Genomic DNA, 10958 nt, shown 5'->3' with positions numbered 1-10958 from the left:
TGCCGCGCCGCGCGCGCATCGACGCGCTGCTCGACGTGGCCGACCTGCCCGCCGCCTGGCAGGCCCTGACCGCCCTGCACGGCGACGACGACATGCCACTGGCCCGCGCCGCCAAGACCCTGGCTGCCGGCTGCCCGCTCACCGCGCACCTGGTCTGGGAACAGATCCAGCGCGCCCGCCACCTGTCGCTGGCCGAGGTGTTCCGCATGGAATACGCCATGAGCCTGAACTGCTGCCGCCACCCGGACTTCCCCGAAGGCGTGCGCGCTCGTCTGATCGACAAGGACCAAGCGCCCAAGTGGCACTGGGCGGACGTGGCAGCAATTCCCCAGGCGGTGATCGAGGCGCACTTCGAACCCGTGTGGGAAGGCGCCCATCCGCTGGCAGACCTGTAAATCCGGAGAACCCCATGCCCAGCCAGTTGCACCAGGCCCAGGCCTTCCAGGCGCTGCACCAGCGCCCCGGCTGCTTCGTCATCCCCAACCCCTGGGATGCTGGCTCGGCCAAGGCCCTGGCAGCACTCGGCTTCGAGGCCCTGGCCACCACCAGCGCCGGCCTGGCCTTCAGCCTGGGCCGACAGGATGGCGCCGGTCTGATCAGCCGCGAGGACACCCTGGACAACGCCCGCACGATCATCGCTGCCACGGGCCTGCCGGTAGCCGCCGACCTGGAGAACGGTTTCGGCGACAGCCCGCAAGCGTGCGCACAGACCATCCACCTGGCGGCCCAGGCGGGGCTGGTCGGCGGCTCGATCGAAGACGCCACCGGTCGGGCGGACGCGCCGATCTACCCGTTCGAACTGGCAGTCGAACGCATCCAGGCTTCGGTCGAGGCTGCCCGCTCCCTACCCTTCCCCTTCACCCTGTGCGCCCGCGCAGAGAACTTCCTGCACGGCCGCGCCGACCTTACCGACACCATTCGCCGTCTGCAGGCCTATGCCGAAGCCGGCGCCGACGTGCTCTATGCCCCCGGCCTGCGCAGCCGCGAGGAGATCGCCGCCGTGGTGCGCGCCGTCGCGCCCAAGCCAGTCAACGTGGTGATGGGGCTGGGTTCGGCCAGCTTCACCGTCAGTGAGCTGGCGGAGCTGGGTGTCAAGCGCATCAGCCTTGGTTCGTCCCTGGCCCGCGCCGCCTTTGGCGCCTTCCTGCGCGCCGCCGAGGAAGTGCGAACGCAGGGCAGCTTCACCTTCGCCGAGCAGGCCGAACCCTTCGCCCGGATCAACGCCCTGTTCCAGCAACAGCCCTGAGCCACCCACGAGGAGAACAATAACAATGACCCAGATCGCCTTTATCGGCCTCGGCCACATGGGCCTGCCCATGGCCCGCAACCTGCTCAAGGCCGGCCACGCCGTGGTCGCCTTCGACCTGGTGAGCGACGCCCTGAATGCCTTTGCCCAGGACGGCGGCAAACCCGCCACCAGCGCCGCCGAGGCCGTGCGCGACGCCGGCGTGGTGGTCAGCATGCTGCCCGCCAGCCGCCATGTGGAAAGTCTGTACCTGGGCGATGGTGGTCTGCTGGACAAGATCACCCCCGGCAGCCTGGTGCTGGAATGCTCGACCATCGCCCCGGACTCGGCGCGCAAGGTTCACGCCGCCGCCGCCGCACGCGGCATCGCCCTGCTCGATGCGCCGGTGTCCGGTGGCACCGCCGGCGCCGCCGCCGGCACCCTGACCTTCATGGTCGGCGGCAAGATCGAGGCGCTGGAGAAGGCCCGGCCGGTCCTCGCGGCCATGGGCAAGAACATCTTCCACGCCGGCCCCGACGGCGCCGGCCAGGTAGCCAAGGTGTGCAATAACCAGCTGCTCGCCGTACAGATGATCGGCACCGCCGAAGCCATGGCCTTGGGCGTGGCCAGCGGCCTCGATCCGGCCGTGCTGGCCGAGATCATGCGTCAGAGCTCGGGCGGTAACTGGACCCTGGAAAAGTACAACCCCTGGCCAGGGGTGATGGAGAACGCGCCGGCGTCGAAGGGCTATAGCGGCGGCTTCATGGCCGAGCTGATGGCCAAGGACCTGGGCCTGGCCCAGGAGGCCGCACAGAGTACTGCCAGCAGCACACCCATGGGCGCCCTGGCCCTGCAGCTGTACCGCCTGCTGCTCAAGCAGGGCAACGGCAAACTGGACTTCTCGGCGGTGCAGAAACTGTTCGTGGAGTGAAGCCGCTGCGAACCTAGGCCCCTACAGGCAACTAGCCAGCTTTCGTGGGAGCGGCTTTAGCCGCGATGCTTCTCGTCGCGGCTAAAGCGGAATGCCGCCCAACCGCTTCCACTCAGTCCGCTGCAAAACCGCAGCAACCGGGTTCAGTCACGCAAGCGCACGATCTGCCCCTGCTGCGGCGACAGGCGACCATGCACCAGGCCGGAGATGATCTCGGCGGCAGCCGCGTAGCCTTCGTTGTGCACCACTTCGACCAGTTGATTACCGCTGGCTTCGACACGCTGGAAGAACTTCACCATGCCTTCGCCGACATAGCGCGAGACGCCGCCCGAGCCCCAGTCGACATTGCGTTTGCGCATCTGGATCGGGGCGAAGAACATCTTCGGCTCCGGGCCGCTGGCGGCCTTGTATTCGGCCTCTTCGGTGTTCTGTGCCGAACCGGCCACGCAGCTGTAGGTCAGCTTGTCGGCGAAGTGCGCATGTACCCGGTCGCGCAGGGCCAGGTCGCTGGAGAAGTCGACGTAAACAGTCGGCACGCTGGCGTCGAGTTGCTCCAGATCCTGATACGCCAGGGCGCTGGTGTAGCAGCCAAGCTGCTCAACGAAAGGAATATTGCCGCGCGAGGTCAGGCCGATGCACTCGATGTCATGCTCTTCCAGGCAGAACAGGGTGCAGTAGGCGGTCTTGCTCGATGCACTGGAAAACACCAGGCGTTTGGCGCCGAAGAACTGGTTGTCGATGAGGAAGTCAGCGAGCATCGCCGAGGTCAGGTACAGCGGCTTGAGCAGCGCCTGCAGGTCTTCGTGCTCCGGGCTGTAGTAGGGGTCGGCCGAGCACAGTGGATACTGGTTGTAGGGCGTCGGCAATTCGGCGCGATGTTCGTCGAGGGCTCGGAAGCCGCGTGGGGTCACACCGGCCTGGATCCGGGCGTAGCTGGCAATCGGGTAGTAGCCGTAGTAGCGCGCGCCGACCTCGATGCCCTCCACCGCCGAGGCCACCACATCGGCGAAGCCCCAGACCGGCATGTGGCCCCAGTCGGCTTCGCCGGTCGGGTAGAAATCCCAGTAGCGCATCGAATCGCCGAAGGCGGCGTAGGTGATGTTGTTGGTGGTCAGGGAGAAATGGTCGGGCTTGAGGATGACCTCGCCGGGCGCCGGGGTCAGGTCGAAGTCGAGGCTATCGATGCGGCTCTGGTCGAGAGCGCCCTTGCGTGTGAGCAGGCGGGTGAGCTTGACGGATTGGGGCATTTGCGAGTCCTCTGGCAGTGGCGAACACATAAGAAACGACAGAGTAGAGGGCAATGGAGAAGAAGGGGTTCGGAAACACCAAGGCAGTGCCCGACGAGGCACCAAAGCCCAGAAGCAAGCCGCTCAAGCGCCCTCGCCAGGCCCGCGCGGTATTCACCGTGGAGGCCATCTACCAGGCTTTTGTTCGGATTTGGCAACGCGATGGCTGGGCTGCCGTCACCACCCGTGCGGTGGCACTGGAGGCTGGTTTCGCCGTGGGTACCCTGTATGAATATTTCCCCAGCAAGCAGGCGCTGTTCTCCGGCTATGTGCGCCACTGCATCGAGCAGTTGCTGAGCCGTATCGATGAGCAGGTGATCGCCCCACCACTGGACTGGCGCACTCGCCTCTCGCGCTTGCTGTGGCTGAGCTGTGGCCCGCAGGAGTCGATCTACCAGTTGTTCAGCTTCGAGGTGGCGCAGTTGGAAATCCAGGTCGCCGAGCCCCGGCATCACCTGCGCGCCTATCAGGAGCTGCTCGGCAAATGGCAGCAGGTATTCGCTGCCTGCTCCGATCTGCCGCAACCCGCCACGGCGGCGCGGGTCGAGGCGTTGCTGCTGATGGTCTGGGGCGGCCGTCGCTACGCCGCCCTGGCACAACTCGACGAAGCCCGCCTGCGCAGCTGGGTGGTGGAAATGGAACAGCTCCTGCTCGCCGCCCTGGCCGATTCAGCTCGAACCATACCCAGCGAGAGCAACTGCGACTGACCACCATCCCCGCCCAAGCGGAATTCCAGAAGGCACTGGCACGGGCAGCAAAGGGCTGGCCTAGACAACCCGTTCAGGCACGCGGCGCAGGCCCCTTACCTGGAAATGCTCCACCCCCGAAGGTTGTTGTTGCTCGGCGGTGACTGGCGCTTGCCTTTCTGCTCCCAGCCGCCATCGCGACTGCTGCGCTCGCGCCCCCGATCACGGGAGTAGCTGCGTTGCTCATGCCCGCCGCTGAGTTTCCAGGATTGCTGCCTGGGCTGTTGCCAACCCTTGTTCTGCTGGGGGTGGACATAGCTTCGCGATTGCTCGGGACGACGCTCATAGCGCCCACGCTCGTCATGCCACTGGTAACGGCCGTCATAGCCCGGGGCGTAATGGGAGTGGCGACGATCCTGATAACGATCACGATGCCAGCGGTAATTGTTGCGATCGTCGTAATAAATGCGGGTGGACGGATAGCTTTCGTAATAACGCACGCTGTAGCCGGGGTAGTCGTAGTCGCCGCCATACGCGACGCAACCGCTGAGGCTCAGCACGAGGGCTGCAAGGATAAGGATTGGACGAGTCATGGCGGCCTCCTTCGACCGCTGGGAAGGTGGCGGCAAATGCCGGCACCGGGACTGCTCCCAGCATCTTTGACCACGCCACGCCCCCTGAAGTGCTGCAGCGCAGTGCCGGAAAACTTGTATCAGTGCGTTACACACCACGCTGGCGCCGACACACCCGTCACAGGACGCTGCCCTTTGCTGCAAGCGTGACAGCCGTCACGAAAAGCCCGAGATAGAGCGGCATGGCACGATAATCGCTTAGTCCGGCGCACAGGATTTGCCTGCCAAGGCACAGCCACAGCATCACGCAACACCAATGGTTGGCTAGGGTTCCGGTCCGCTTCGTGCGGATGACTGGTCCGAGAGCCGACAACCTTGTACGAGGTCACACGGCGGGACAAAAGCCCGGGAGAATGCGCAGCACGGCTGCCACAATCCTGCCCCCGAAAATTGACCCGAGGTAGCCATGCTCTCCCGCCTGCTGTGTTGCACCCTGCTGTCGCTCGCCCTGCTCAACCCCTCGTCCGCCACCGCCCAGGACCGTCCGTTCAAGGTCTGCTGGTCGGTCTATGCCGGCTGGATGCTGTGGGGCTACATGGCCGAGCAGGGCATCATCGACAAGTGGGCGAAGAAGTACGGCATCGAGATTCAAGTGCAGGAGGTGCCGGACTACGTCGGCTCCATCGAGCAGTACAGCGCCGGCCAGTTCGATGCCTGTGCCATGACCAACATGGATGCGCTGACCATCCCCGCCGCCGCTGGCGTGGACTCCACTGCACTGATCATCGGCGACTTCTCCGCCGGCGCCGACGGCATCCTGGTGCGCGGCAGCAACAAGGACCTGAAGGACCTCAAGGGCAAGACCATCCTGCTGGTGGAAAACTCGGTATCCCACTACCTGCTCAGTCGCGCACTGCAGTGGGCCAACCTGCAGCCCGGCGACGTGATCATCGACAACGTATCCGACGCCGACCTGGCCGAAGCCTGGCGCAGCGGTCGTGGCGATGCCGTGGTGACCTGGAACCCGATTCTCTCCAGCCTGCAGCAGGATGGTGACAGCGTACTGGTATTTAACTCGCGGCACGTGCCCGGCGAGATCCTCGACCTGTTGGTGATCAACAGCCAGACCCTGACCCAGCACCCCGAACTGGGCCGCGCGCTGACCGGCGCCTGGTTCGAGGGCATGCGCCTGATGGGCCTGCCCAACGCCACCGGTCAGGCGGCGCGCGCTCGCATGGCCAGCGCCGCGCAGACCAGCCCGGAGGATTTCGACGAACAGCTACGCACCATCCGCTCCTTCTACTCGCCACGCTCGGCCATGACCTTCAGCAAGGACGGCAAGCTGCCAGAAATGATGGAACGCGTCGCTCAGTTCGCCGACAGCCAGCAGCTGCTCGGTGAAGGCAACGGCCTGCGCAGGCTGGGCATCTCCTTCGGCGACGACCAGGTACTGGGCAACTCGTCGCGCGTGCTGCTGCGCTTCAATCCGACCTACATGCGCCTGGCGGCCGAAAAGCAACTCTGACGCGGCACCAACAACGAACATCGGCGCACCAGCACAGGGCAGCCAGACCTGCTTCCCGCCCAGGCATTGCGGGCGAGCCCCCAACCACGGGGGCTCGCACCAGCTGGCACGATGTTCGCTTTAGACCAGGCATGCAGAAGCACCCCGCAAGGGGGCACGGCACTACAACTTGCAATGGCTGACTAGGGTTCCGGCTCGCCCGCTCTGTAACGAGCAATGCGAGTGACTGGTCCGAGAGTTGGCGACCTCGTTCGGGGTTACACGGCGGGACAAAAGCCCGGGAGAACGCGCCACCTGATCACTCAGGCCAGTGCCGCGCCGCTCCTGCCCGCATCCCTAGAACTGGAGGTCTACCCATGCGTAAGTCCCTGCTGTCCTCGTTGATCGCCGCCGGCCTGTCTGCCGCACTGAGCATCCCCGCCCTCGCCGCCCCGAAGACCGATTTCAGTGTCTGCTGGACCATCTATGCCGGCTGGATGCCTTGGGAATACGGTGCTGCCCAGGGCATCGTCGACAAGTGGGCGAAGAAGTACGACATCAACATCGATGTGGTGCAGCTCAATGACTACGTGGAATCGATCAACCAGTACACCGCCGGCCAGTTCGACGGCTGCACCATGACCAATATGGACGCCCTGACCATTCCCGCCGCCGGCGGCGTGGACTCCACCGCACTGGTGATCGGCGACTTCTCCAACGGCAACGACGGCATCGTGCTCAAGGGCGAGAAGAAGACTCTCGGCGACCTCAAGGGCCAGGACGTCAACCTGGTCGAACTGTCCGTGTCGCACTACCTGCTGGCTCGTGGCCTGGAGCGTGCCGGCCTGGCCGAGAAGGACCTGAAAGTGGTCAATACCTCGGATGCCGACATGGTCGCCGCCTTCGCCACCGACGACGTGCAGGCCGTCGCCACCTGGAACCCACTGCTGGCCGAGATCGAAGCCACTCCTGGGGTGACCAAGGTGTTCGACTCCAGCCAGATTCCCGGCGAGATCATCGACCTGATGGTGGTCAACAGCGACACGCTGAAAGACAACCCGGCCCTGGGCAAGGCGCTGACCGGCGCCTGGTACGAAATCATGGCCACCATGAGTGCCGACTCGGCCGAGGGCATCGCCGCCCGCGAGCACATGGCCAAGGCTTCCGGAACCGACCTGGCCGGCTACGAAGCGCAGCTCGCCGCAACCAAGATGTTCTACAGCGCCAAGGATGCCGTGGCCTTCGCCAACAGCCCGAAACTGCCGGCGACCATGAGCAAGGTGGCCGAGTTCTCCTTCGCCCACGGTTTGCTCGGCGAGGGTGCGCAAAGCGCCGATGCCATCGGCATGGCCTTCGCCAAGGACGTGACCACCGGCGACAAGGGCAACCTCAAGCTGCGCTTCGACCCGAGCTACATGCAGATGGCGGCCGACGGCACGTTGTAAGCATCTGCTCTTAGCCCCCTATCCCTCCGGGAGATGGTTGGGGCGGCCCGCGTAGGGTGAGGGAGAAGTCCGAGCAGCTCGGTAACCCCTCACCCCTAGCCCCTCTCCCAGAGGGAGAGGGGAATGTGAAAGCCCGAGAAACTGCCATGCGCCTGATCAACCGACACCCGGACCGCGGCGGCCGCCTGCTGCTGATCCTGTTGCCCTTCGCCCTGCTGCTGTTCGCCTACTTCACCGGCTCGACAGCACGTCTGGCGGAGAACCCCAACGACAAGCTGCTGCCCAGCGCCACACAGATGGCCGGCGCCGTCGAGCGCCTGGCCTTCAGCGAGGACAAGCGCAGCGGCAAGTACCTGTTCTGGCAGGACAGCGCCGCCAGCCTGGCACGCCTGGGGATGGGCATCGGCATCGCCGCGCTGGTCGGTCTGTGCCTGGGGATCGCGGCGGGCATCCTACCGCTGTTCGCCGCGCCCTTGTCGCCACTGCTGACCGTGTTGTCGATGGTGCCGCCGCTGGCGATCCTGCCGATCCTGTTTATCGTCTTCGGCCTCGGCGAGTTGTCCAAGGTGATGTTGATTGTGATCGGCATCACCCCGGTGTTGGCCCGCGATCTGGAACAGCGCGCCCGCGAGATCCCGCAGGAAATCCTGATCAAGGCACAAACCCTCGGCGCCAGCACCTGGACCCTGATCCTGCGCGTGGTGCTGCCGCAGCTGCTGCCGCGCCTGCTGATCGCCCTGCGCCTGGTGCTCGGCTCGGCCTGGCTGTTCCTGATCGCCGCAGAAGCCATCGCCTCCACCGATGGCCTCGGCTACCGCATCTTCCTCGTGCGTCGCTACATGGCGATGGACGTGATCCTGCCCTACGTGGTGTGGATCACCCTGCTCGCCTGGCTGATGGACCTGGGCCTGCGCCAGCTCACCCGCCTGTGCTTCCCCTGGTATGAAGGAGCCAAGGCATGAGCTTCATTCAGGTCAATAACGTGTGGCAGCAGTACGGCGATCAGGTCGTACTGGAACGCCTCAACCTGATCATCCGCGAAGGCGAGTTCTGCACCCTGGTCGGTGCCTCCGGCTGCGGCAAATCGACCTTTCTGCGCCTGCTGCTGGGCCAGGAGCGCCCGAGCAAGGGCGAAATCCTGCTGGCCGGCCAGCCGCTGGCCGCCGAGCCGGACAGCAGCCGTGGCGTGGTGTTCCAGCGCTACTCGGTATTCCCCCACCTGAGCGTGCTGGACAACGTCGCCATCGGCCTGGAACTACCGCGCTCGCCCTTGCTCGGCCGCCTGTTTGGCAGCGCCAAGCGCGAGGCCCGCGAGCAGGCGGCAGCAATGCTGCACAAAGTCGGCCTCGGCCACGCCCTGGACAAATACCCCAGCCAGCTTTCCGGCGGCATGCAGCAGCGCCTGGCCATCGCCCAGGCGCTGATCATGAAGCCGCGCGTGTTGCTGCTCGACGAGCCCTTTGGCGCCCTCGACCCGGGCATTCGCAAGGACATGCACGCCCTGCTGCTGGAGCTATGGAACGAAACCAAGCTGACCGTGTTCATGGTCACTCATGATCTGAGCGAGGGCTTCAGCCTCGGCACCCGCCTGCTGGTGTTCGACAAGACCCGCATCGACCCGCACGCGCCGAATGCCTTCGGTGCGCGCATCACCTACGACATTCCGCTCAACAGCGAGCGCCGCGCGACCCTGCCGGCGCAGCTCGCCGCGAGCCTGCAACCTGCCCTCCAAGGAGCCTGAGCATGACGGCCTCTCTCGCCCTGCGCCCGACCCTGTACGAAGAGCTCGTACCGGGCGGCGGCCATACCTCGTTCGTCCTCAAGCGCGGCCAGCTGCTGCGCATCACCGACCTAGAAGGCGACGCCAACGTCAGCCTGCTGCTGCTCAGTGCCGCCGAGAAAAGCGAGCGCCTGAACCTGCCGGACACCCTAAAGTGCCAGCACACCGCCAAGCTCACCGCCGGCCACTGCCTGTACTCGGATATGGGCCGCGTACTCGCCGCCATCACCGCCGATACCTGCGGCTGGCACGACAGCTTCGGCGGCGTGCTCAACGCACAGGAAGTCGCCGAGAAGTACGGCGCCGGTCGCTATCAGGAACTGCGCAACGATTTCTTTCGCAACGGCGTGGACAACCTGCTGGTGGAAATGGGCAAGTGGAACCTCAACCTGCAGGACCTGCTGATGGCGCTCAACCTGTTCAGCAAGGTGACGGTCGATGGCGACGGCCGCTTCCACTTCGAACCCGGCAACTCCAAGGCTGGCGATTACATCGAGCTGTACGCGCCGATGGACACCTTGGTGGTGCTGACCGCCCTGCAACACCCCATGGATCCGAATCCCGAGTACGCGCCCAAGCCGGTGCAACTGAGCTGGAGCAAGGTCGAGAGCGACGGCATCAGCGTGCTGTGCCGCACCTCGCGCCCGGAGAACGGTCGCGGCTTCCACAACACCGAACGGCTTTATCTGGCATGAAGGATTCATCCCTGAATCCTTCATGCGACGCCATTCGCGGCACATGTCCGCGAATGGCTCCCGCCGAATCGCACGCGATTCGCGGGCAGCACATCCTGTACTGCCGAGTGACCAAGGCCACCCCACGGAGCCAGCCATGAGCCTCACCACCAGCAACCTGCACCCCGAAGCCGCCGTCTACCGCCACGAAATCCCGGCCGGCGAGCCGTTCCTCTGCGAAGTCAAAGCCGGACAGACCGTGCGCCTGCTCGACCTGGAAGGCAACCAGGCAGTCGACACCCTGTTCTTCTCGGCCCGCAACCCGCGCGAGCGCTACGACCCGCAACGCACCCTGCGCAAGCAGAACAGCGTGTACCTGACCACCGGCACCGTGCTCTGGTCGAACCTGGGCAACCCGCTGCTGACCATCAGCGCCGACACCTGCGGCCGCCACGACACCCTCGGAGGCGCCTGCGCCCAGGAGAGCAACACGGTCAGATACGCCCTCGACAAGCGCTATATGCACAGCTGCCGCGACAACTTCCTGCGCGCCAGCCTGCACGATGGCCGCCTGGAGAAGCGCGACATCGGCGCCAACATCAACTTCTTCATGAACGTGCCGGTCACGCCCGAGGGCGGCCTGACCTTCGAGGACGGCATCTCGGCGCCGGGCAAATATGTGGAGTTGACGGCGCATATGGACGTGATCGTGCTGATCTCCAACTGCCCGCAGCTGAACAACCCCTGCAATGGCTGGAACCCGACACCGGCCGAGGTGCTGATCTGGGATTGAGGGCTTCAGCCGCGATGCTTTCGCGTGGCCCTGCTTCGCGGCTAAAGCCGCTCCCACGCGCA

12 protein-coding genes and 2 riboswitches are annotated in these 10958 nt (G+C 65.3%); of the genes, 10 read left to right on the top strand and 2 right to left on the bottom strand.

What is annotated here, in order from left to right:
- From AYB31_RS14845 to mmsB, 3 genes are all read left to right on the top strand, one after another.
- Positions 1-395: enoyl-CoA hydratase/isomerase family protein (locus AYB31_RS14845; RefSeq protein ID WP_161489384.1), on the top strand; the 395-nt coding region annotated here is incomplete at its 5' end.
- A gap of 14 nt (positions 396-409) precedes the next feature.
- A complete protein-coding gene (locus AYB31_RS14840; protein ID WP_068829470.1) occupies positions 410-1246 on the top strand; it encodes an isocitrate lyase/PEP mutase family protein in 837 nt (278 codons plus the stop codon).
- Between the two features lie 25 nt (positions 1247-1271).
- The gene (mmsB, locus tag AYB31_RS14835; protein ID WP_068829469.1) at positions 1272-2156 is read left to right on the top strand and encodes a 3-hydroxyisobutyrate dehydrogenase; all 885 of its coding nucleotides are present in this window, start codon (positions 1272-1274) and stop codon (positions 2154-2156) included.
- Positions 2157-2299: 143 nt separating this feature from the next.
- Here the strand turns inward: mmsB and AYB31_RS14830 are convergent, their stop codons facing one another.
- Positions 2300-3403 carry a DUF2855 family protein gene (locus AYB31_RS14830; protein WP_068829468.1) on the bottom strand — a complete coding sequence of 368 codons (1104 nt, stop codon included), beginning with the start codon at positions 3401-3403 and terminating at the stop codon, positions 2300-2302.
- A gap of 53 nt (positions 3404-3456) precedes the next feature.
- On the opposite strand from AYB31_RS14830, the gene AYB31_RS14825 reads away from it, so the two are divergent.
- Complete coding sequence (locus AYB31_RS14825; RefSeq protein ID WP_068829467.1) at positions 3457-4149, top strand: TetR/AcrR family transcriptional regulator; 693 nt, start codon at positions 3457-3459, stop codon at positions 4147-4149.
- Between the two features lie 95 nt (positions 4150-4244).
- On the opposite strand, the gene AYB31_RS14820 is transcribed toward AYB31_RS14825, so the two are convergent.
- The gene (locus AYB31_RS14820) at positions 4245-4721 is read right to left on the bottom strand and encodes a hypothetical protein (RefSeq protein ID WP_068829466.1); all 477 of its coding nucleotides are present in this window, start codon (positions 4719-4721) and stop codon (positions 4245-4247) included.
- Between the two features lie 292 nt (positions 4722-5013).
- A riboswitch (guanidine-I (ykkC/yxkD leader) is annotated at positions 5014-5114 on the top strand.
- A 52-nt stretch (positions 5115-5166) separates the two neighbouring features.
- On the opposite strand from AYB31_RS14820, the gene AYB31_RS14815 reads away from it, so the two are divergent.
- The 6 genes from AYB31_RS14815 to AYB31_RS14790 all read left to right on the top strand — a co-directional run bounded on the left by AYB31_RS14815 (position 5167) and on the right by AYB31_RS14790 (position 10896).
- The gene (locus tag AYB31_RS14815; protein WP_068829465.1) at positions 5167-6225 is read left to right on the top strand and encodes a putative urea ABC transporter substrate-binding protein; all 1059 of its coding nucleotides are present in this window, start codon (positions 5167-5169) and stop codon (positions 6223-6225) included.
- A gap of 171 nt (positions 6226-6396) precedes the next feature.
- A riboswitch (guanidine-I (ykkC/yxkD leader) is annotated at positions 6397-6511 on the top strand.
- Between the two features lie 70 nt (positions 6512-6581).
- Complete coding sequence (locus AYB31_RS14810; protein ID WP_068829464.1) at positions 6582-7649, top strand: putative urea ABC transporter substrate-binding protein; 1068 nt, start codon at positions 6582-6584, stop codon at positions 7647-7649.
- Between the two features lie 146 nt (positions 7650-7795).
- Complete coding sequence (locus tag AYB31_RS14805; protein ID WP_068829463.1) at positions 7796-8611, top strand: ABC transporter permease; 816 nt, start codon at positions 7796-7798, stop codon at positions 8609-8611.
- On the top strand, positions 8608-9390 hold the full coding sequence (locus tag AYB31_RS14800; RefSeq protein WP_068829462.1) for an ABC transporter ATP-binding protein: 783 nt from the start codon (positions 8608-8610) through the stop codon (positions 9388-9390). Before AYB31_RS14805 ends, AYB31_RS14800 begins: the two co-directional genes overlap by 4 nt.
- Positions 9391-9392: 2 nt before the next feature.
- Complete coding sequence (locus tag AYB31_RS14795; protein ID WP_068829461.1) at positions 9393-10124, top strand: urea amidolyase associated protein UAAP1; 732 nt, start codon at positions 9393-9395, stop codon at positions 10122-10124.
- A 136-nt stretch (positions 10125-10260) separates the two neighbouring features.
- Positions 10261-10896: an urea amidolyase associated protein UAAP2 gene (locus AYB31_RS14790; RefSeq protein ID WP_068829460.1), complete on the top strand. Its 636-nt coding sequence runs from the start codon at positions 10261-10263 to the stop codon at positions 10894-10896.
- Positions 10897-10958 lie beyond the last annotated feature (62 nt).

Origin of the sequence: Pseudomonas sp. BMS12, assembly GCF_001592875.1 — a bacterium.
Taxonomy (GTDB): domain Bacteria; phylum Pseudomonadota; class Gammaproteobacteria; order Pseudomonadales; family Pseudomonadaceae; genus Aquipseudomonas.
Note: the sequence above shows the minus strand (reverse complement) of the source record. Positions and strands in the feature narration are given on the sequence as shown.

Coding starts and splice junctions, on each gene's coding strand:
- AYB31_RS14830 (WP_068829468.1), bottom strand. CDS start 3,403: ATGCCCCAATCCGTCAAGCTCACCCGCCTGCTCACACGCAAGGGCGCT.
- AYB31_RS14810 (WP_068829464.1), top strand. CDS start 6,582: ATGCGTAAGTCCCTGCTGTCCTCGTTGATCGCCGCCGGCCTGTCTGCC.
- AYB31_RS14815 (WP_068829465.1), top strand. CDS start 5,167: ATGCTCTCCCGCCTGCTGTGTTGCACCCTGCTGTCGCTCGCCCTGCTC.
- mmsB (WP_068829469.1), top strand. CDS start 1,272: ATGACCCAGATCGCCTTTATCGGCCTCGGCCACATGGGCCTGCCCATG.
- AYB31_RS14800 (WP_068829462.1), top strand. CDS start 8,608: ATGAGCTTCATTCAGGTCAATAACGTGTGGCAGCAGTACGGCGATCAG.
- AYB31_RS14805 (WP_068829463.1), top strand. CDS start 7,796: ATGCGCCTGATCAACCGACACCCGGACCGCGGCGGCCGCCTGCTGCTG.
- AYB31_RS14840 (WP_068829470.1), top strand. CDS start 410: ATGCCCAGCCAGTTGCACCAGGCCCAGGCCTTCCAGGCGCTGCACCAG.
- AYB31_RS14820 (WP_068829466.1), bottom strand. CDS start 4,721: ATGACTCGTCCAATCCTTATCCTTGCAGCCCTCGTGCTGAGCCTCAGC.
- AYB31_RS14825 (WP_068829467.1), top strand. CDS start 3,457: ATGGAGAAGAAGGGGTTCGGAAACACCAAGGCAGTGCCCGACGAGGCA.
- AYB31_RS14790 (WP_068829460.1), top strand. CDS start 10,261: ATGAGCCTCACCACCAGCAACCTGCACCCCGAAGCCGCCGTCTACCGC.
- AYB31_RS14795 (WP_068829461.1), top strand. CDS start 9,393: ATGACGGCCTCTCTCGCCCTGCGCCCGACCCTGTACGAAGAGCTCGTA.